This window comes from Halomonas sp. (assembly GCF_041689495.1).
Taxonomy (GTDB): domain Bacteria; phylum Pseudomonadota; class Gammaproteobacteria; order Pseudomonadales; family Halomonadaceae; genus Halomonas.
In genome coordinates, this window is record NZ_JBDNGD010000128.1 from 12,128 (window position 1) to 32,969 (window position 20,842).

18 protein-coding genes are annotated in these 20,842 nt (G+C 63.5%); 11 read left to right on the top strand and 7 right to left on the bottom strand.

Translation table 11 applies throughout. The features are described from left to right. Positions 1 to 12 precede the first annotated feature (12 nt). The 4 genes from ACESMD_RS04205 to ACESMD_RS04220 all read right to left on the bottom strand — a co-directional run bounded on the left by ACESMD_RS04205 (position 13) and on the right by ACESMD_RS04220 (position 4,023). The gene (locus ACESMD_RS04205) at positions 13 to 729 is read right to left on the bottom strand and encodes a response regulator (RefSeq protein ID WP_372610622.1); all 717 of its coding nucleotides are present in this window, start codon (positions 727 to 729) and stop codon (positions 13 to 15) included. Next, a complete protein-coding gene (locus ACESMD_RS04210) occupies positions 710 to 2,176 on the bottom strand; it encodes an ATP-binding protein (protein ID WP_372610624.1) in 1,467 nt (488 codons plus the stop codon). Before ACESMD_RS04210 ends, ACESMD_RS04205 begins: the two co-directional genes overlap by 20 nt. A 170-nt stretch (positions 2,177 to 2,346) precedes the next feature. Then, positions 2,347 to 3,273, bottom strand: coding sequence for a lysine exporter LysO family protein (locus ACESMD_RS04215; RefSeq protein WP_372610626.1), 927 nt, complete (start codon positions 3,271 to 3,273; stop codon positions 2,347 to 2,349). Between the two features lie 93 nt (positions 3,274 to 3,366). Then, complete coding sequence (locus tag ACESMD_RS04220) at positions 3,367 to 4,023, bottom strand: hypothetical protein (RefSeq protein WP_372610628.1); 657 nt, start codon at positions 4,021 to 4,023, stop codon at positions 3,367 to 3,369. 120 nt (positions 4,024 to 4,143) lie between these two features. Between ACESMD_RS04220 and ACESMD_RS04225 the strand changes: the two genes are divergently transcribed. From ACESMD_RS04225 to yghU, 3 genes are all read left to right on the top strand, one after another. Next, positions 4,144 to 4,746 carry a TetR family transcriptional regulator C-terminal domain-containing protein gene (locus ACESMD_RS04225; RefSeq protein ID WP_372610630.1) on the top strand — a complete coding sequence of 201 codons (603 nt, stop codon included), beginning with the start codon at positions 4,144 to 4,146 and terminating at the stop codon, positions 4,744 to 4,746. A 131-nt stretch (positions 4,747 to 4,877) separates the two neighbouring features. Continuing rightward, positions 4,878 to 5,615, top strand: coding sequence for an SDR family oxidoreductase (locus ACESMD_RS04230; RefSeq protein ID WP_372610632.1), 738 nt, complete (start codon positions 4,878 to 4,880; stop codon positions 5,613 to 5,615). A 102-nt stretch (positions 5,616 to 5,717) separates the two neighbouring features. Next, positions 5,718 to 6,581 carry a glutathione-dependent disulfide-bond oxidoreductase gene (yghU, locus tag ACESMD_RS04235; protein ID WP_372610634.1) on the top strand — a complete coding sequence of 288 codons (864 nt, stop codon included), beginning with the start codon at positions 5,718 to 5,720 and terminating at the stop codon, positions 6,579 to 6,581. A gap of 28 nt (positions 6,582 to 6,609) precedes the next feature. Here the strand turns inward: yghU and ACESMD_RS04240 are convergent, their stop codons facing one another. From ACESMD_RS04240 to ACESMD_RS04250, 3 genes are all read right to left on the bottom strand, one after another. After that, positions 6,610 to 7,956 (bottom strand): nicotinate phosphoribosyltransferase, encoded by a 1,347-nt coding sequence (locus ACESMD_RS04240; protein WP_372610636.1) that lies wholly within the window; start codon positions 7,954 to 7,956, stop codon positions 6,610 to 6,612. Continuing rightward, positions 7,953 to 8,519, bottom strand: coding sequence for a nicotinamidase (locus tag ACESMD_RS04245; RefSeq protein ID WP_372610638.1), 567 nt, complete (start codon positions 8,517 to 8,519; stop codon positions 7,953 to 7,955). Before ACESMD_RS04245 ends, ACESMD_RS04240 begins: the two co-directional genes overlap by 4 nt. A 135-nt stretch (positions 8,520 to 8,654) precedes the next feature. Beyond that, a complete protein-coding gene (locus ACESMD_RS04250) occupies positions 8,655 to 9,590 on the bottom strand; it encodes a 2-hydroxyacid dehydrogenase (RefSeq protein ID WP_372610640.1) in 936 nt (311 codons plus the stop codon). 227 nt (positions 9,591 to 9,817) lie between these two features. On the opposite strand from ACESMD_RS04250, the gene doeA reads away from it, so the two are divergent. The 8 genes from doeA to ACESMD_RS04290 form a co-directional block, all read left to right on the top strand. Next, on the top strand, positions 9,818 to 11,017 hold the full coding sequence (gene doeA, locus ACESMD_RS04255) for an ectoine hydrolase DoeA (protein ID WP_372610642.1): 1,200 nt from the start codon (positions 9,818 to 9,820) through the stop codon (positions 11,015 to 11,017). A 75-nt stretch (positions 11,018 to 11,092) separates the two neighbouring features. Next, positions 11,093 to 12,121, top strand: a complete 1,029-nt coding sequence (gene doeB, locus ACESMD_RS04260) for a N(2)-acetyl-L-2,4-diaminobutanoate deacetylase DoeB (protein ID WP_372610644.1) — start codon at positions 11,093 to 11,095, stop codon at positions 12,119 to 12,121. A 20-nt stretch (positions 12,122 to 12,141) separates the two neighbouring features. Further along, the gene (locus ACESMD_RS04265; protein WP_372610647.1) at positions 12,142 to 12,642 is read left to right on the top strand and encodes an Lrp/AsnC family transcriptional regulator; all 501 of its coding nucleotides are present in this window, start codon (positions 12,142 to 12,144) and stop codon (positions 12,640 to 12,642) included. 157 nt (positions 12,643 to 12,799) lie between these two features. Continuing rightward, on the top strand, positions 12,800 to 13,669 hold the full coding sequence (locus ACESMD_RS04270) for a carbon-nitrogen hydrolase family protein (RefSeq protein WP_372610649.1): 870 nt from the start codon (positions 12,800 to 12,802) through the stop codon (positions 13,667 to 13,669). Between the two features lie 152 nt (positions 13,670 to 13,821). Then, a complete protein-coding gene (locus ACESMD_RS04275; RefSeq protein WP_372610651.1) occupies positions 13,822 to 15,294 on the top strand; it encodes a biotin carboxylase in 1,473 nt (490 codons plus the stop codon). A gap of 49 nt (positions 15,295 to 15,343) precedes the next feature. Beyond that, positions 15,344 to 16,342 carry a C45 family autoproteolytic acyltransferase/hydolase gene (locus ACESMD_RS04280; protein ID WP_372610653.1) on the top strand — a complete coding sequence of 333 codons (999 nt, stop codon included), beginning with the start codon at positions 15,344 to 15,346 and terminating at the stop codon, positions 16,340 to 16,342. Positions 16,343 to 16,397: 55 nt separating this feature from the next. Beyond that, positions 16,398 to 19,175: an aminotransferase class I/II-fold pyridoxal phosphate-dependent enzyme gene (locus ACESMD_RS04285; protein ID WP_372610655.1), complete on the top strand. Its 2,778-nt coding sequence runs from the start codon at positions 16,398 to 16,400 to the stop codon at positions 19,173 to 19,175. A 234-nt stretch (positions 19,176 to 19,409) separates the two neighbouring features. Further along, positions 19,410 to 20,842, top strand: a 1,433-nt coding sequence (locus tag ACESMD_RS04290) for an NAD-dependent succinate-semialdehyde dehydrogenase (RefSeq protein WP_372610657.1), incomplete at its 3' end; no start/stop codon positions are given.

The window sequence follows — 20,842 nt, forward strand, 5'->3', positions numbered from 1 at the left end:
CGGCCAGTCCCGCTATTCCTCCGGCTGGTACTTGTACCCCACGCCATAGACGGAACGCACGATCTCCCTTTCCGGCCAGACATCGGCGATCTTCTTGCGCAGCTTCTTTACATGGCTGTCCACGGTGCGTTCGGAGACGATCCGGTGGTCCCGGTACATATGGTCCATCAGCTGGTCACGGGAAAAGATCCGGCCGGGAGCATGCATCATCACCCGCAGCAACTGGAATTCCACGGCGGTCAATCCCAGGTCCTGCCCTCCTGCCAGGGCACGCCAGCCATCGTCGTCGAGGATCAGGTCACTGGAGTTGGTGGTGTCAGGGTCCAGGGTCGCCCGACTGCGTCGCAGCACCGCCTTGACGCGGGCCACGACCTCCCGCGGGCTGAAGGGCTTGCAGATGTAGTCGTCGGCACCCAATTCCAGGCCGAGCAGGCGATCCACTTCCTCGACCCGGGCGGTGAGCATGATCACCGGCAGGCGCGGCCAGCGCTGGCCGATCTCCCGGCACAGGGTGAGGCCATCGGTACCGGGCAGCATGAGGTCGAGCAGGACCAGGTCGGGAAAGCCGTCCTGGCCTGCCTGTTCGAGCCAGGCCAGCACCGCATCGCCATGGTCAAGGTGTCGTGTGACGAAGCCGCTTCCCTCCAGATAATCCGCCACCAGGCGGGCGATCTTGGGCTCGTCCTCGATGATCAGAATGCGGGGGTCGTCAGCCACGTGTTGGCTCATGCGGGCTCCTCCTTGAAGGCGGGTTCTCATCGAGCAGGGGAAAGTCCAGTTTCCAGCATAACCCACCCAGGGCGGAAGACGAGGGCGTCATCTGCCCCCCATGAGCCTTGACCAGAGCGATGGCGATGGACAGGCCCAGGCCGCTGCCGCCACTGGCGCGGTTGCGTGACCCCTCGACCCGGTAGAGACGCTCGGTGAGCCGAGGGAGTTCCGTCTCGGGGACGCCCGGTGCACTGTCCTCCCAGCAGACCCGGACACGGCCCCCCTCGACGGCGAGGCTGACACTCAGCCGCCCGGATGACTGCGTATAGGCACAGGTGTTGTCCAGCAGGTTGTTCCAGAGCTGACGCAGTCGCTGGTTGTCCCCGCGAATCCAGGCCTCACCCTGGATTCGCGTTTCCAGCCGGATGGCATTGTCATCCAGCCACCCCCTTGCCTCATCCAGCCGTTCCGCGAGTTCCTCGGCCAGGTTGAGCGGTGCCAGCTGGACTTCGAGCGCACCGGCATCGCTCTGTGACAGCAGCCGCAGATCGGCGACCAGGCGTTCGAGTTGCCCCACCTCCTGGGCCAGGGAGTGAAGGTTATCCTGGTCGAGCCGGCGGATGCCGTCCTGCATGGCCTCGATCTCGCCACGCAACACGGCGAGGGGTGTGCGCAACTCGTGGGCGATATCGGAGACCCAGCGATTGCGGGCCTCTCGGCTGGCCTCCAGGGTGCCGGCCAGGACGTTGAAGTCCTGGGCGAGTCGCGAAAGCTCGTCACGCCCGCGTTCCGGAAGGCGGATGCTGTAGTCGCCTCCGGTGAGGCGGCGTGTGGCCAGGGCCATGCTCCGGGTGCGACGACCCAGCCACCAGGACAGGCTGCCGGCCAGCAACAGGGAAGCGAACGCCAGGGCACTGATGATGATCCCCAGGTTACGTTGCTGTCGGGCCAGGAAGATACGGTCCATGCGGGCCATCAACTGCTCGGGGGGCCGGTAGCCCAGGGTTCCCACCTGCTGCTCCGCATGCTCGATGGGCAGCCAGCGTAGTCGCGTGGGGGGGCTGTCCTCGTCGGGGATCTCGGGCGTCAGGCCTATGACCGGCCGGCCCTGGGCATCATGGAGCACGAAATCATCGGGATTGCCCAGTCGCCGCTCGATCCCCTGGGGCGGCGGGCCATCTCCCGGCCAGAGCTGGCGACGCACCAGCCGTTGCCAGGCGTCGGGAGATTCCCTGAGCCACTGCCAGTCGCCGCGTCGTGCCCATTCGTCTCCCAGGCCCTCGGCAAGGGTCTGGGCGCGATTGGTCTGGGTCGTGTCCAGGTAGTTGATGAAGCCGCTGTCCAGGCTGCGTGACACGGCCAGGAAGACCATGGCGGAGATGGTCACGTTGACCACCAGGATCATCGCGAACAGCTTGACGCCCAGGCGGGAGATGGCCGGAAGACGCGGGTAACGAGGGCTCATTGGCGACTCCTGACGGGACAATCCTGCATGCAGTATCCGTGGCCGCCATGCAGTCATTGGTCAGAGAGTATGCAAGCAGTGTGCAAGCTGAGGGTTGCTCTGTCTTCCTCGAGATACGTCCTCGACGTATTTCCCGTATCTCCAGCACCTCAGGCATTCTCAATAGGGTGTCACAATGACAGCATAAAGAGGATCAGAGGCGGCGAGAGCAGCGAGAGCAGGAAGCCGCTGACCACGGCGATCGGGACGCAGACGATGCCGCCATGCTGCTGGATGACCGGCAGGGTGAAGTCCATGGAAGTGGCGCCGCCATAACCGATGGCCAGGGCGGTATGCCGCCGGATGGTCAGGGGAATCAGCACGAAGGCGAGCAGCTCCCGGGTCAGATCGTTCAAGAAGGCCACGCCGCCGAGCAGGGGGCCGAGCTGGTCACCGATCAGGATGGCCGAGAGCGAGTACCAGCCGAAGCCGGCGGCCATGGCCAGTCCCTCGTTCCAGGCCAGGCCAAGCAGGGGTGCCGACAACAGGCCGCCGGCCAGGGAGGTCGCCGCCAGGGTCAGGGCGATGGCCAGCCCGAAGCGGTTGAGCAGGATCTGCTTGAGCGGCATGCCGGAGTTGCGCAGTTGGCAACCGATCAATGCCAGCAGGAGATGGAGCGCCCAGGCGGCGAGCGTCTCGGCCTGGGCGAAGACCTCCAGGCCCAGCAGGCGATCGGCTCCCAGTCCGAGCAGCACGCCCAGCACCACCACGCCGACCAGGGCCAGCGAGCCGTTCATGGCGGCCACTTTGCTGGTGGGGGCGCCGGGGGCTATCCGGGTCGGGTCGGCACGCAGGCCGAGTCGCCGTGACAGCCACCAGAGGCCGGCCAGATTGAGGGTGCTGATGATGGCGAAGAGCGTCAGCGCCTGGCCACCCATGCGCGAGAGCTGGCCTGCCAGATCATCGAGGCCGGCCAGGCTGATGCCCATCAACAGCAGGATGACATAGACGGAGGCATTCACCCCGCGATGGATGAGGGTCAGGGTGTTGGCATGACGCACGGGCACCAGATAACCCAGCACCAAGGGAATCAGCACGATCAAGAGCCCGGATAGCATCGCCACGTCCTTCCCTGGTCGGGGGTCGCCGGTAGCGACCGAAAGGGCGGCATTCTAGCAGCCTGCCGGGGTGGGGTCCCGTCCTGCCTCGGCTCAGAGTTCCAGGGCGGTAAGGGTCAACCGGCTGCGTGTTTCCCCCTCGCGATGATATTCCACCGCCAGCATCAGGCCGGGAAGGTCGGGATGGAAGTGGAACACCAGCCGATTTTCCGGGGAATCGGACTCCCATGTCTCGATGGTCACGGCCTGGAAGACACCGGCAGGCAGGCTGAGTGCTTCCTCTTCGTGGACGCGGTATTCCAGGTGTTCCGGCTCGCCCTTGTGATCCAGATAGCGAAGCTCGCAAGGGGCACGGCCGGCGGTGCAGTCGGCGACCCGCGCCTGGCGTGACAGCTCGAACAGGGCCGTCTGGCGGTCGGGCAGGGTGGCAAGGTCATCCTTGTCCAGCCGGTAATTGCCGGCGCCGATCCCCAGTAGCGAGTAGCCACTGGCATAGGACACGGCTTGCGCCCCCTTGGGAGAAAGATAGAAGCGGCTTTGTTCGTTGCCACTGGCCACGACGATGGCGGCCTGCATCCGGCTCTGCCACTGGCCGTTCTCGCGACTCAGGCGGTGGTCGATGGTGGCATTGGGCCAGCCACGGATCTCGAGTCGGTATTCGGCATTGAACGGCCGGGGTTCCGTCAGCACGGACGCCTCGAGGAGTCCCGGCGGGACGCTCAGCATCAGCAGCAATAGCCATCGGGACATGATCATACTCCGGATGATGGGTGCGAGTACGGCAAGGCTGAGAGGCCGTGGATGACGGAAGGTTCCAGTCCATGTCTTGCGTGCTTGACATAACTAGACGACCGGTCTATTCTTTCCGGTATGAAGACGCGAGCCACCCGTGACATGCTGATCGACATCGGCACCGATATCATTGCCGAGCAGGGCTTCAATGCCACCGGCATCAACGCGGTGCTGAGCCGGGCCGGGGTCCCCAAGGGATCCTTCTACCATTACTTCTCGAGCAAGGAAGATTTCGGCCTGGCCGTGATCGACGCCTTCGCCGAGGCCCATGACCGCAGGCTGGCCGATGTCTTCGAAGATGTCGGTATTTCGCCCCTGGAACGCCTGCGTCGTTTCCTGGCTCTGGGCAAGGCCGACATGGCGTCCTGCGATCATTCCCGGGGCTGTCTGATCGGTAACCTCGGCCAGGAACTCTCGGCCCGCAACGAGGTGTTCCGGGCCCGCCTCGATGGGGTTCTCAGCGCCTGGGAGCGCCGCCTGGTGGACTGTCTCGAGCAGGCCCAGGCCGACGGGCAGGTGCCCGCGGATCTCGATCCTTCCGCCCTGGCGGCTTTTATCATGGCCGGTTGGGAAGGCGCGATCCTGCGTGCCAAGACCGTGAAGTCACCGGCGCCCATGGAGTGCTTCGAGGAGATACTCTTCACTCGCGTTCTGACCCCGGACGGCCTCATCCCGAGCTGATTCATCCAGGTCACCGTCATGACAGTCGCCCGATAGTTTTTTAGTAGACCGGTCTATATTCAACCCGGTTCACTCATCAACCTTCACTCATCAACCAACAGCATCAACCCATATCAACAGGAGCCAGCTAAATGTCCGAGATCAACGGCAAGGTTGTCATCATTACCGGCGCCAGCAGCGGCCTTGGCGAAGCCACCGCCCATCGCCTGGCCAGGGGCGGGGCCAAGCTCGTCCTCGGCGCTCGCCGTGAGGATCGTCTGAAGTCACTGGTCGATGCCATCGTCGACGAGGGCGGCGAGGCCATCTACCGCGTCACCGACGTGACCGACCGCGATCAGGTCGAGGCGCTGGCCGCCGCGGCCAAAGGGACCTACGGCCGCATCGACGTGCTGGTCAACAATGCCGGCCTGATGCCACTGTCACCGCTCGATCAGCTCAAGGTCGACGAGTGGGAACAGATGGTCGACGTCAACATCAAGGGCGTGCTCTACGGCGTCGCCGCGGTACTGCCTACCATGCGCGAGCAGCATGCCGGCCACATCATCAACCTCTCCTCCGTGGCCGGCCATGTGGTCTTCCCCTCGGCGGCGGTCTACTGCGCCACCAAATACGCCGTCAAGGCGCTATCCGAGGGCATCCGTCAGGAAGGAGGCGAGGAGATCCGCTCCACCAACATCTCCCCCGGCGCCGTGGCCACCGAGCTGACGTCCACCATCAGCGATCCCGAGACCGCCCAGGGGGTGAACAAGCTCTACGAGATGGCCATCGATGCCGATGCCATCGCCCGGGCGATCGCCTACGCCATCGAGCAACCGGCGGATGTGGATGTCAACGAGCTGATCATCCGGCCGACCAAGCAGCCGCTGTAAGCGCCTAGTCCGCCGAGCACGGCCGGGCGTTGACGCCCGGCTCCCCTTTTCGGCCGTGGCCTTTGCAGGCCCACGGCCTTCGTCTCAGAGAGAGGGAAGATCATGACCGACAAGTCCGACTATCAACCGCCCCGGGTCTGGGAGTGGGGAAGCGAGAGCGGTGGCCAGTTCGCGAGCATCAATCGTCCCGTGGCCGGTCCGACCCACGACAAGACCCTGCCGGTGGGGCAGCACCCGCTGCAGCTCTACTCCCTGGCGACGCCCAATGGCGTGAAGGTGACCGTCATGCTCGAGGAGCTTCTGGCGCTGGGCCACAAGGATGCCGACTATGATGCCTGGCTGATCCAAATCGGCGACGGCGACCAGTTCTCCAGCGGCTTCGTCTCGATCAATCCCAACTCCAAGATCCCGGCGATGGTCGATCACTCCAGTAAAACGCCGGTCCGTGTTTTCGAGTCCGGGGCCATCCTGCTCTACCTGGCCGAGAAGTTCGGCGCCTTCCTGCCACAGGACCTCGGTGCGCGTACCGAGACCCTTAACTGGCTGTTCTGGCAGATGGGATCGGCGCCCTATGTCGGTGGAGGTTTCGGCCACTTCTACGCCTATGCGCCGGAGAATCTCGAATACCCAATCAATCGCTTCACCATGGAGACCAAGCGCCAGCTCGACGTGCTGGATCGCACCCTGGCCGAACGCGAGTACATCGCCGGCGATGACTACACCATCGCGGATATCGCCATCTACTCCTGGTATGGCGCTCTGGTCGAGGGACGCCTGTATGCCGCCGATGAGTTCCTGGCCGTGGACGAGTATCCGCACGTCCAGCGCTGGGCAAGGAACATCGCCGCGCGTCCGGCGGTCAGGCGTGGTCGCATTGTCAACCGCACCTGGGGTGAGCCATCGGAGCAGTTGCATGAGCGCCACGACGCCAGCGACTTCGAGACCCGGACCCAGGACAAGATGTGATGGCGCCAGGCCCGGGTGACCCCGGCCTTCAGGTCTTCGACTGCAGGCGCTCGAGCTCCGGGCTGAGCGTGATCGGGTAGCCGCTCTCACCCTCCTCTAGGCGCCTGACGTCCTCGGGGAAACGGGCCAGGGCATCCGCGACTCGCTCGCGCGCGTCCTCGGCGCCGGCCATCTCGGCCTCGTCGAGACGACCCGCCCGCACCAGCGGGCGCAGCGCCGGCTCGCCGGCGTCGATGGCCTCATCGCGCAGTGCGATGATATCCCCCACGTAGCGACCCTGGGCGTCCTGGCGGCGGTAGAATTGCTTGCGGCAGGGCAGGTTGATCTTGCCCGGGGAGTGCTTGACCCGTGGCGTGCCGGCGTACTCCACCAGCTTGTAGGAGAGGTCGATCACCGGCGCATCGGCGGCAACACCCATCTGGGTGCCCACGCCGAAGGCGTCGATGGGGGCGCCGTCCTCCAGCAGGTCGGCGATCCTGTGTTCATCCAGGCCACTGCTGGCGACGATCGAGATGTCAGAGTGTCCGGCCTCGTCGAGCAGGGCGCGAGCCTGCTTGGCCAGTTCACCCAGGTCGCCGGAGTCGAGCCGGATGGCCTTGATGCCCACCTCGGGTTCCTCGCGCATCACCTGGATCACCTTGCGTACCCCTTCCAGGGTGTCGTGTGTATCGACCAGCTGGGTGGCACCGGGATAGTGGCGGGCGAAGGCACGAAAGGCCTCGGTTTCGTTGTCATGGGCGAGGATGTAGCTATGCGCCATGGTGCCGTTGATCGCCAGGTCGTGGCGCAGGCCACCGAGCACGTTGCTGGTGCCGGCAAGCCCCGCGGTACGGTAGGCACGCACCCCGCGCACGGCAGCGTCCACGCCATGCATACGGCGCATGCCGAAGTCCACCACCGGCCGGCCTTGCGCCGCCATCACGAGGCGCACCGCCTTGGAGGCGAGCACCGTCTCCAGCTGTACCAGGTTCATCACCAGGCTTTCCAGCAGTTGGGCCTGGGCGATGGGCGCATCCACTTCCAGGAATGGCTCATTGGCGAACACCGGTGTGCCCTCGGGCAATGTCCAGATATCGCCCGTGAAGCGCCAGTTGCCGAGCCAGTCGAGGAAGCCCTGGTCGAACTTTCCGGTGTCGGCCAGGAGTGACAGGGCCTCGTCGCCGAAGCGCAGCCGGCTGAGCAGCTCCGCCGCGTGCTGCTGACCGCAGGCCAGCATGAAGCGCCGGGTGGGCGGCATCTGGCGAAAGAAGAGGCTGAAGGTGGCGCGTTCGTGTATCCCCTCCTTCCAGTAGGCCTGGGTCATGGTCAGCTGGTAGAGGTCGGTGAGCAGGGCCAGCTCGCCCTCCCTGATCTCCAGCGGGGTCGACTCCCTCATGCACGCACCTCGACACCGGCATCGGCGAAGTCACGGCGGCACGCCTCGACCGCATCGGGGTCCACCGCAGCGGAGAGGCCCTCCAGCAGCAGGGTGGTGAAGCCTTCCCGGCCAGCCGCCAGTACCGTGGCATGGACGCAAACATCCAGAGCCAGGCCGCAGACGATCACGCGCTCGACTCCCTTCTCGCGCAGATAGCCGCCGAGGCCGGTACCGTCGAAGGCCGAATAGGCGTCGACGTCGAAGGCGGTGGCCTTGCTGATACGGATGGTGGCGTCGTCCAGAGCCAGGTCGGGGTGATAGGCCGCCCCCCGGGTATCCTGAACGCAGTGCACGGGCCAGGGTCCACCCCGGTGTTCGAAGCTGACATGGTCGATCGGGTGCCAGTCCCGGGAGGCCACGACCAGACTCCCGGCCTTTCTGGCGGTCTCGATCTCGGCATTGATGCCCGGGACCAGGGCGCTGCCGCCCTGAACCGCCAGGGCGCCGCCCTCACAGAAATCGTTCTGCATGTCCACGACCAGCAGGGCATCCCTGGGTCCATAGTCGACGTGCATTGTCATGGTTAACCTCCTATGGGGCCGCTGAATGGCTACCTATCAGCCTACTCACAGATGTGAGGCCCGTGTAGCAAAAGCGCAACCCCAACGGTCGTCATCACGTCGCCATGATCAGCCGCGGTGCCGGTGGCGCGATTCTCAATAGCCGGCGTCCGGATCCACGGTGTCGAGCGCCTCGCCTGCCTCGAAGGCGCGCAGGGCCTGGGCTACCTGGTCCAGGGCTTCCTTCATCGGCGTGGGGCCGGCCATGTGCGGTGTGACCCAGACTCGTGGATGGCCCCAGAGCGGATTTTTCTCGGGTAACGGCTCCTCGGGGAAGGCATCCAGGATGGCGCCGCGCAGCCGACCCTCTTGCTCGCCCGGGCCTAGTGCGTCGAGAAGGGCGGCTTCATCGACCAGGGTCCCGCGGCCCGGGTTGATCAGGCTGGCGCCCGCCGGTAGCCGGGCCAGCGTCTCGGCGTTGATGACATGACGGGTCGCTCGCGTGTCCGGGAGCAGCAGGACCAGGCTGCGTACCTGGCCGAGCAGTTCCCGCAGGCCCTCGTCGCCGTGGTGGCAGATGATATCGGGGAGCTGCTTGGGCGACCGGCTCCAACCATGCACCGCAAAGCCGTCGGCGGCGACCATGGCGGCGACCTTCGCTCCGATGGCTCCCAGGCCGAGCACCCCCACCGGCCAGTCGTCCTTGTCGACCACCGCATGCTCATGCCAGTCGCGACGAGCCTGCTGGCGACGGTAGCGGTCGAAATCGCGCTGGAAGTGCAGAACCCCATAGCGGACATAGTCGCCGATCAACTCGGCCATGCCGGCATCGCGCAGCTTGATGATGGGCACACCCGCCGGCAGCCCCGGGTTGTTCAGCAGGGCGTCGACGCCGGCACCCAGGTTGACGATCCCCTTGAGTCGAATGGGCTCCCTCAATAACTCGGCGCTGGGTTTCCAGGCCGCGAGATAGTCGGCCTCACGACGCCTGGCGGCGGGTGCCTCGCTGGTGATGACGTCGGCCTCTGGGAGACGCTCGGCCAGGGCATGGCGCCAGGCGTCGCCATCCTCGATATGAACCAGGACTCTCATTCGGGTACCTCTCGCTGGAGGGGATTCGGTCTCGAAAAGGCTAGCGTCGGTGACAGGCGTCGAGCGGGTCAAGGAAATGCTTGACCACAGACCATGGGTTGGCAGTAACCTCGGGCCAAGGGGTTGATCTGCGTCAGCCGGCCAGCCGATGCGCCCCTTGGTCCGGCCCTCTTTCAAGGAACAAGAGATGGCCGGTTTTTGTTGATCACACAATGGCGAGTGGCCACATGAATCAGGTTTCCCTGCCCTTCACTCGAGAGGAATATGCCAGTCGCCTCTGGAAGGTGCGCGCCGAGATGGCCAGTCGTGGCATCGATGTGTTGATCGTCAGCGATCCTTCCAACATGGCCTGGCTCACCGGTTATGACGGCTGGTCCTTCTATGTGCACCAGTGCGTGCTGGTGGGCCTCGAGGGGGAGCCGGTCTGGTACGGTCGACGCATGGATGCCAACGGGGCGCTGCGGACCTGCTGGATTCATCCGGACAATATCACCTATTACCCCGATTATTATGTCCAGAACCCGGACATGCACCCCATGGACTACCTGGCCCAGACCGTTCTGCCGGATCGCGGCTGGCATCAGGGGGTCGTGGGGATGGAGATGGACAACTACTACTTCTCGGCCAAGGCCTACCAGTGTCTGTTGCGTGAGCTGCCCCATGCCCGCTTTCTGGACGCCAATGCCCTGGTGAACTGGTGTCGTGCCATCAAGTCGCCCCAGGAGGTGGCCTACATGCGCGTGGCGGCCAGGATCGTCGAGGGCATGCACTCACGGATCCTCGAGGTGATCGAGCCTGGTCTGCCGAAGAGCAAGCTGGTCTCGGAGATCTACCGGGTGGGGATCGAGGGGTGGACCAATGAAGACGGCAAGGTGTTCGGCGGCGACTACCCGGCCATCGTACCGTTATTGCCTACCGGCGCGGCTGCGTCCGCCCCCCACCTGACCTGGGATGACACTCCCTTTCGCGAAGGCGAAGGCACCTTCTTCGAGATTGCCGGTTGCTATAAGCGTTATCACGCCCCGATGTCGCGCACCGTCTTCCTCGGCAGGCCGCCACAGGAGTTCCTGCGTGCCGAGTCGGCCCTGCTCGAAGGCATCGAGAACGGCCTGGCGGTGGCCAAGCCGGGCAACCGCACCGCGGATATCGCCATGGCGCTGGGCTCGGCCATGGACAAGTATGGCTTCGACCGTGGCGGCGCCCGTTGCGGCTACCCCATCGGCATTTCCTACCCCCCGGATTGGGGCGAGCGCACCATGAGTTTGCGTCCCTCCGACGAGACGATCCTGCAGCCGGGGATGACCTTCCACTTCATGCCGGGGCTTTGGGAGGACGACTGGGGCCTGGAGATCACCGAGAGTATCCTGATCACCGAGACCGGCTGCGAGACGCTGGCCGACTTCCCCCGTCAGCTGTTCGTGCGCTGAGCTGAAGCGACAATTGTCCACAGCGAGGGTTGCCGCATCAGCCCCTGGCCTGTTTAGAATAAGGAGTCCTAGATAATGACCAAGCGTCCCAGCCGAATGCGGCCCAGCCCGATGTCCGCCACCGTCGACTTCGACGCGGACGGTGTTCAGCACGGCTTTCTCAAGTTGCCGATCTCGGTCGATGAGTCGGCCTGGGGCGCGGTGATGATTCCGGTCACCGTGGTTCGAAATGGCCCCGGGCCGACGGCCCTGCTAACCGGCGGTAACCACGGCGACGAGTACGAGGGCATCATTGCGCTGATGAAGCTGTCCAATGAACTCCGTGCCGAGGAGATCACGGGGCGGGTAATCATCGTGCCCATGATGAACATTCCCGCGGCGATGGCCGGCAAGCGGACCTCGTCGATGGACGGCGGTAACCTCAACCGCAGTTTCCCCGGTGATCCCGACGGGACGGTGACCGAGAAGATCGCCGATTACTTCACCCGAGTCATGGTGCCGATGAGCGATGTGGTTCTCGATCTGCACTCGGGGGGTCGAACCCTGGATATCATCCCCTTCGGCGCCTCTCATGTGCTGGAGAATGCCGATCAGCAGCGCCAGGCGCTGGAAGGGGCCAAGGCCTTCGGTGCCCCCTATGCCATGATGATGTTCGAGCTCGATGCCGCGGCGCTCTTCGATACCGTGGTGGAGAGCCAGGGCAAGGTGTTCGTGGCCACCGAACTCGGTGGTGGCGGTACATCTACACCTCAGAGTCTGGCCATTACCGAACGCGGCATCCGCAACTTTCTCATCCAGTTCGGCCTGATGGTGGGCGAGGTGGAGATGCCGGCCGAGCCCCAGGTCTACCTGGACATGCCCGATGCCAGCTGTTACGTGCAGAGCGAGCATGCCGGCTTGCTGGAACTGACATTGGCCTTGGGTGATCCCGTCGAGAAGGGCCAGGTGATCGCGCGCATCTATGACATGACGCGCAGCGGCAAGCCACCGGTGGAGTACCATGCCGAGCGCAGCGGCATCCTTGCCGCCAGGCGCTTCCCCGCCCTGGTCCACATGGGCGATACCATTGCCGTGATCGCCGAAGTCGTCGACTCCCTGGGTTGAGACATGCCGCCGAGACGCCCATGAAGCTTGATCGTTATGATCTGAAGATCCTCGAGATCCTTTCCCGGGACGGACGCATCACCAAGTCGAAGCTGGCCGAGGCGATCAACCTTTCCGTCAGCCCCTGCTGGGAGCGGGTTCGGCGCCTGGAGAAGGCCGGCATCATCGAAGGGTATAGCGCCTGGATCAATACCCATGCCCTGGTAAAACGCACGCCGGTCTGGGTGCAGATCGAACTCAAGGCCCACAATGCCGAGAGCTTCCAGCGCTTCGAGGCGCTGGTCCAGGAGACGCCTGAAGTGACCGAGTGCGTGGCCGTGGGTGGTGGGGTGGACTACCTGATCAAGGTCGAGGCCCTGAGCATCGACGCCTACCAGCGGTTGATCGATACCTGGCTCACGGGTGAGGCTGGTATCGAGCGCTATTTCACCTATATCGTCACCAAGGCGGTAAAGCGACCTCGGCCGGGGCTCAGCCTGGAGGATTTTCCTGGTATCGGGCCAACGAATTTACAGCGTTGATGTATCGAAGAAGGAACTGTTTTAAGCTTGTCGGTGAGGGGTGGGCAAGGGTCCATCCATGCCGGGCGATCATGCTGGCACATCACCTCTATGGTGCCGGTTCGAGTTTGCTAGCGCCCTGGAAGTTTTCTAGATCGCCTGACACAGAGAGATAACGATGTCCTATTTCACGATTGCCGGGGTGCAGATGGTTGCCTTGCACCACGGCGACAATACCGAAGCCATGCGCCACCGGGTCAACGTACTGATGAGCCGTTTCCCCCAGGTGCAGATGGTCCTCTTCAGTGAGCTGATGCCCATGGGTGCCTCGCCGCACCATGCCCAGCCGATGCCCAGCAACGCCGAGGCGATGTTCTGCCAGCTGGCCGAACAGCATCGTATCTGGTTGATTCCCGGTTCGATGTTCGAGGAGGTCGAGGGAGACGTCTACAACACCCTCTCGGTGATCAATCCCCATGGCCAGGTGATGGCGCGATACCGCAAGATGTTTCCCTTCCTGCCCTACGAGGCGGGTGTGGAGAGCGGCAGCGAATTCGTCACCTTCGATGTGCCCAATGTCGGGCGCTTCGGGGTGTCGATCTGCTATGACATGTGGTTCCCCGAGACCACTCGCACCCTCGTTGCCATGGGTGCCGAGGTGATCCTGCATCCCACCATGACCGATACCATCGACCGGGATATCGAACTGTCCATCGCTCGCACCAATGCCGCGGTGAACCAGTGCTACTTCTTCGACATCAACGGTGCCGGGGCCCTCGGTAACGGCCGCTCTATCGTCGTCGGGCCCTCGGGTGACGTCATTCACCAGGCGGGTACGGGCGAGGAAATCATGCCCATCGAGGTCGACATCAACCGGGTGCGCCGCGAGCGCGAGACTGGCCTTAGAGGTCTGGGTCAGCCGTTGAAGAGCTTCCGCGATCGACAGGTGGACTTTACATTGTATCAGAACCCGGACCGCTCGTCGCCCTTTCTCGACACCCTGGGTCCGCTGGCCAAGCCGCTGCGGGCCAATGTCGAGGAATACTGATCACTCGCCGTTATGACGGCAACGACGTTGGAAGCCCGATCATGATGGAACGCCTGATTCGATTCTTGCGAGGTTTGTTCGATAACCCCAACCCCCGAGCCAAAAATGTGACGGCCAGCCGGGCACCTTCCACGACCGATGGAGCGACAACGATGGAAAAAATTACAACTATCGCCGATGTTCGCCGTTACTTCCGCAACAAGAAGGAGCCGACCTACTTCATCTCGGCGACCAACTTCAATCTGTTGGGGATTGATGACTGGGTGGGTAACTTTCGTCACATCAACTACATCAATTGCTTCGATGGCCAACAGCGCAATGTCTTCGTGCCCAAGGAGAAGTTTCCTCGTGACTTCGAAAGCATCGAGGACATCAATAACTACCTGCTCGAGCACAAGGAGGTCATTGACTTCATCCAGTCCCGTGCCGACGGCGACAACGCGGGCACAGCCGCCTTCCTGATGTTCGATGAGCATACCGAGGACGTCTGCAAGCAACTGGGCCTCAAGGTTGCCTTCCCGCCGGCGAATCTGCGCAGCCGCATGGACAACAAGATCGAGACGGTACGCATCGGCAACAAGGCCGGGGTGCCCAGCGTGCCCAATGTCCTGGCCAAGGTGGGCAGCTACAAGGAACTGGGCGAGGTGAGCAAGGAGCTGGGTAATGACCTGGTCATCCAGACCGCCTTCGGGGATTCCGGCCATACCACCTTCTTCATCTCCAGCGAGGACGACTACTACAAGCATGCCGAGGAGATAGAGGCCGAACCCGAAGTCAAGATCATGAAGCGCATCAACTGCCGCGGCTCGGCCATCGAGGCCTGTGCTACGCGCAGCGGCACGGTCGTCGGCCCGCTGATGACCGAACTGGTCGGCTTCAAGTCCCTGACACCCTACAAGGGCGGCTGGTGCGGCAACGAGATGTTCGCCGGCGCTTTCAGCCAAGAAGTCTGTGAAAAGGCCCGGTCCTTCACCTTCCAGTTTGGCGAGGCACTGAGGGAAGAGGGATACCGCGGTTACTTCGAACTCGACTTCCTGATCGACATGGACAATGGTGAGGTCTACCTGGGTGAACTCAATCCCCGTGTCACCGGGGCCAGTTCCCTGACCAATGTGGCCGCCTTCGCCCATTCCGATATCCCGCTGTTCCTCTTCCACCTGCTGGAGTTCTCCGACGTCGACTTCGATCTCGACATCGACGAGATCAACGAGCGCTGGGCGCATCCCGACAGCGTCGACAGCTGGAGCCAGCTGGTCATCAAGCATACCGACGAGAGTATCGACCTGCTGACCCAGGCACCCCGCACCGGTGTCTGGCGCATGAATGACGATGGCAGCGTCGCGTATGATCACTACAGCTATCACCCCCATGCCGCCGAAAGTGACAAGGAAGGTTTCTTCCTGCGCATCAGCGGTACCGGTGACTTCCGTTACGAGGGGGCGGATCTCGGCATCCTGATCACCCGCGGGCGTTTGATGGATGATGACTTCCAGCTCAACGAGCGGGCCAAGGCCTGGATCGATGGTATCCGTGGCCAGTATGCCGGCCAGTCGCTGCAGGATCCGGTGGTGGAGCAGGTAGCCGTGAGCCACGCTGTCGGTGGCGGCAACTTCAAGATACTCTGAGGGGAGAGACGTCGCCTCGTCACCTTCGGGTGGCGGGCTCGTCTGCACCATGGACAAGACGCTGGTTTTCCGCACTGTGCATGAGGAGGCGCCCGGGTCGAAATGGCGCTCCCTGTTCGACTACCATTGGACGGCCTACGAGCAGTGGTTCCTGGCCGAGGGGGAGCGCGAGCGACCTGCCTACCTGGCCTGCCACAATGCACTGCGTCGCCACATGCCCGAACTGCTGGGAACCTACCGGGAGCTTTGCGACCTGGCCGGGGGAGGGGATCTGGCCTCGCGGCTGCTCAGCCTCTACCGGCCACCTCCCTATATCACCGGTTGCTCCCAGGCTGTCCTGACGAGCCCCAACTCCACCCTGCTGGCCCGCAACTACGACTACCCGCCGGAACTCTGCGAGGGCACCATTCTCTATACCCGCTGGAACCAGCGGCGGGTGATCGCCATGACCGACTGCCTCTGGGGCGTGCTCGACGGGATGAACGACAGCGGGCTGGCCGTGTCGCTGGCCTTCGGGGGACGCCGGGTGGTGGGCGATGGCTTCGGGGCGCCGATAATCCTGCGCTACCTGCTGGAGTTCTGCGATACCGTGCCCGAGGCCGCCGAGGTGCTTGCCCGGGTGCCCACCCACATGGCTTACAACATCACCGTGGCGGATTCTGCGGGACGCTATGTCACGGCGATGATCGCCCCGGATCGCCGGGCCAGCATTCGGCGCATCCCGGTGGCCACCAATCACCAGAAGAAGATCGAGTGGTATGCCCACGCCCTGGCATCCGAGACGCTGATTCGCGAGCGTCAGTTGTCGATTCTGGTGGATGACGACGCCACCACCGAGGAACGGCTGATCTCCGCCTTCTCCTCACCGCCACTCTTTCGCCATGACTACCGGCGTGGCCTGGGCACCGTCTATACCGCGGTGTATCGCCCGAGGGAAGGTCGTGCCCAGTTCCACTGGCCGGGCAAGTGGTTGAATCTTTCTTTCGACGAATTTCCCGAGGAGAGCCTCACGGTGCGCTATGGCGCACGTAACCTGCAGATGGGCTGAGGCCATTATCGGCCGAGTTAGCTTTTGACCACTACGACTACGGATGGGTGTCGCCATGCAAGAGAGTAGCCATACCGAAACGTCCTACACGGCATTGGGCTTCTACCACAAGATCTCCCAACTGCGCGCCGATACCTGGAACGCGCTGAAGCGGGATCTCGGCCAGCTGATCCGCCTGGATGACGACGCCCGGTCAAAGACCCTGATCAAGGCCATCGATATCAAGATGACCCGGCTGGAGATCATCGAGGACTACCACGCCTTTCCCTCCAAGGAAGATTTCCGTCACCTCTGGGCCCTGTTCAACCGTAGGGAATATGCCCTGCTGGAGAAGGTGGTCAAGCGACTGGTTCGCGCGCTGATCAGCGAGTCCTATCGTCGCCGAAATGTCGACCTCTCCGAGACCGATGCCGATGCCGAGGACATGGAGAACCTGGACGCCCTGGCCCAGTTGCGGCGCGGGCATCCGGCGTCGAACAGCTCGGCACAGCCGTATTTCGAACTGCTGATCGTCGATAACCTCTCTGTCCAGGAGGAGGAGGTAGTACGTGAGGCTTTCCACAACATGCGACGCCCCGAGGACAAGTTCGTCTATGACGTGGTCACGGTGCGCAGTTTCGAGGATGCGCTGATCGCAGTGCTGATCAATCCCAATATCCAGGCCTGCCTGATCCGCTACGAGTTTCCCTACAAGTCCAAGTACAACCTCAGCGCCCTGCGCAACTATCTGGAGGGCATCTCCGAGAAGTCGCTCGAGCACCAGACCGAGTCGGAGCGCAGCATCCTGCTCAGCTCGATGATCAATGAGCTGCGCCCGGAAATCGATCAGTTCCTGGTCACCAGCGGCGACGTGGAGGCCACGGCGAGCCGCGATATCCGTTACTTCAACCGCATCTTCTACCGCGAGACGGACTACATCGAGCAGCATCACACCATCCTGCGGGCCATCGACAACCGCTATCGCACGCCCTTCTTCGATGCCCTGCGCGAGTACAGCAAGAAGCCCACCGGTGTCTTCCACGCCATGCCCATCTCCCGGGGCAAGTCGATCACCCGCTCCCACTGGGCCGGGCAGATGATCGATTTCTATGGCATCAACATCTTCCTGGCCGAGACCTCGGCGACATCCGGCGGGCTGGATTCACTGCTGCAGCCCTATGGGCCGATCAAGAAGGCTCAGGAGTATGCCGCCCGTGCCTTCGGCGCGCGCCAGAGCTTCTTCGTCACCAATGGCACCTCCACCGCCAACAAGATCGTGGTCCAGGCGCTGGTCAAGCCGCGCGATATCGTCCTGATCGACCGCGACTGTCACAAGTCGCACCATTACGGCATAGTGCTGGCCGGGGCTCATGCCAGCTACCTGGATTCCTACCCCCTCAATGATTACTCCATGTACGGGGCCGTGCCACTGCACGAGATCAAGAAGACGCTGCTGGGCTACAAGCGTTCCGGCCAGCTCCACAAGGTCAAGATGCTGCTGTTGACCAACTGCACCTTCGACGGCGTGGTCTACAATGTTCGCCGCGTCATGCAGGAATGCCTGGCCATCAAGCCGGACCTGGTCTTCCTGTGGGACGAAGCCTGGTTCGCCTTCGCCGGCTTCAACCCGACCTATCGGCCGCGTACCGCCATGCATGCCGCCCGCACCCTGCGCGACCGCTACCGCAGCGAGAGTTATCGTGAAGAATACGAGGCCTGGAAGGCCGAGTTCGATGCACTCGACCCCGACGATGACGCCACCTGGCTCGAGCAACGTCTGATGCCGGACCCGGACCTGGTGCGTATCCGGGCCTATGCCACTCATTCCACCCACAAGACCCTGACCTCGCTGCGCCAGGGCTCGATGATCCACGTCTGGGACCAGGATTACCGTCAGAAGGTCGAGGCACCGTTCCACGAGGCCTACATGACCCATACCTCGACCTCGCCCAACTACCAGATCATCGCCTCCCTGGACGTGGGACGCATGCAGGCCGAGATGGAGGGCTTCGAGCTGGTCCATGCCCAGGTCGAGGCGGCGCTGTCGCTGCGCGAACAGCTCTATAGCCACCCGCTGTTGCAGAAGTATTTTCGGGTACTCAAGAACAGCGACATGGTGCCCGAGCAATACCGCGAATCCGGCGTCGAGTCCTACTATGACCCGGTGACCGGCTGGAACCAGATGGAGGAGGCCTGGGCGAAGGACCAGTTCGTGGTCGACCCCTGCCGGGTCACCATCGCCATCGGCACCACCGGCGTGGACGGCGATACCTTCAAGAACGACTACCTGATGAACAAGTACGGCATTCAGATCAACAAGACCTCGCGCAATACCGTGTTGTTCATGACCAATATCGGCACCTCCCGGGGGTCCATCGCCTACCTGCTGGATGTGCTCATCAAGCTGGCCAAGGAGTTCGAGTATCGCTGGGAGGAGAGCAGCCGTCCCGAGCGCAAGATCATCGAGAATCGGGTGCGTTCGCTGACCCAGGAACTGCCGCCCTTGCCGGACTTCAGCCGTTTCCACGATGCCTTCCGGCCGGGAGGAGAGACCCCCGAAGGCGACATCCGGCAGGCCTTCTTCCTCAGCTACGACGACGAAAACACCGAGTACCTGCGCTTCGACAACGGCGAGCTCCAGGCGCAGATGCGTGGCGGGCGTGACGTCGTCTCGGCGAGCTTCGTGATTCCCTATCCGCCCGGCTTTCCGGTGCTGGTGCCGGGCCAGGTGGTCAGCGAGGAGATCCTCTACTTCCTGCAGGCCCTGGACGTCACCGAGATCCATGGCTATCGCCCGGAGCTGGGCCTGCTGGTCTTCACCGAGGAAGCCCTGATCAATCCAGAGGCAGGCTGAGACCGGCGCCTGTTGCCCATGCGGCGCTCTCTCCCCGAAAGGAAGGGAGCGCAGAAAAAACGCCATCTTCCCTGCCCAGGACAAAAAAACCCGTCTCGGCGGGGCGCATCAACAAAAAGTTCCTTTCGACACTCTCCCTTATCATGACGGTATCGCGCAGCCGTCCGGCCGCCGTTCGTTTTTGCTACCACCGGTGCAGTCCCGAGGCGTCACCGGTGTTCAGGGGAGGTGCTCATGAAACTATCCAAGACACTGGTCGATGCGCTGGATGATCCACGCCTGTTTCGTCAATATGCCTATGTGGACGGCAAGTGGACCCATGGCGACGAGGGACGCGAGGAGGCCGTCACCGATCCGTCCACCGGCGAGGCCATCGGCCATATCCCCTGGCTCGAACCCGCCCAGGTCGTCGCTGCGGTGGATGCGGCAGAGGCGGCCTTCGTGTACTGGCGTGCCTTGCGAGCCGATGAGCGTTGTGAGCGACTGCTGGCCTGGTACGACCTGCTCCAGGCCAACCGCGAGGATCTTGCGACGATCATGACCCTCGAGCAGGGCAAGCCGCTGCCGGATGCCCGTGGCGAGGTCGAGTATGGTGCCAGCTTCGTGCGCTGGTTCGCCGAGGAAGGCAAGCGTACCTTCGGTGAGACCATCCCCAGCCACATCCCCAATGCCGCCCTTGGCACCATCAAGGAACCGGTGGGCATCGCCGCCCTGATCACCCCGTGGAACTTCCCGCTGGCGATGATCACCCGCAAGGCGGCGGCGGCCATGGCCGCCGGTTGCACGGTGATCGTCAAGCCGGCCAACGAGACACCCTTCTCCGCCCTGGCCCTGGCCGAACTCGCCGAGCGCGCCGGCATTCCCGCCGGTGTCTTCAATGTGGTGCTCGGTGATCCTCCCGAGATCTCCCGGGTCCTGTGTGCGGAGGATCGGGTCAAGGCACTGTCCTTCACCGGATCCACCCGGGTCGGCCGGCTGCTCCTGGAGCAGTGCGCCAATACGGTGAAGCGGGTGTCTCTTGAACTGGGCGGCAATGCCCCCTTTATCGTCGGGCCGGACATGGACCCCAGGGAAGCGGCCCTGGCCGCCGTGGCCGCCAAGTTCCAGACCGCCGGCCAGGACTGTCTCGCCGCGGACCGTATCCTGGTTCACGAGTCGATTCATGACGACTTCGTCGAACACTTCGCCGAGCGCATGGCGGCACTGACCGTGGGCAACGGCCTGGAAAGCGAGATCGACCTGGGCCCGCTGATCCATCGCCAGGCGGTCGAGAAGGCCGCGGCCATCGTCGACGACGCCATCTCCAAGGGTGCCACCCTGGTGGCTGGCGACCAGAGCCAGGCACCGGGCGAGAACTTCTTCATGCCGGTGCTGCTCACCAACGTGACCCACGACATGAAGATCTGGCATGAGGAGAGCTTCGCCCCGGTGGCCGGCATCACCGCCTACGCCAACGATGATCAGGTCATCGAGATGGCCAACGACACCGAGTACGGCCTCGCGGCCTACCTCTACACCCACGACATCCGCCGCATCTGGAAGATCATGCGGGCGCTGGAATTCGGTATGGTCTCGGTCAACTCGGTGAAGATGACAGGTCCCCCGGTGCCCTTCGGCGGCGTCAAGCACTCTGGCCTCGGCCGCGAGGGCGGGGTGACCGGCATCGA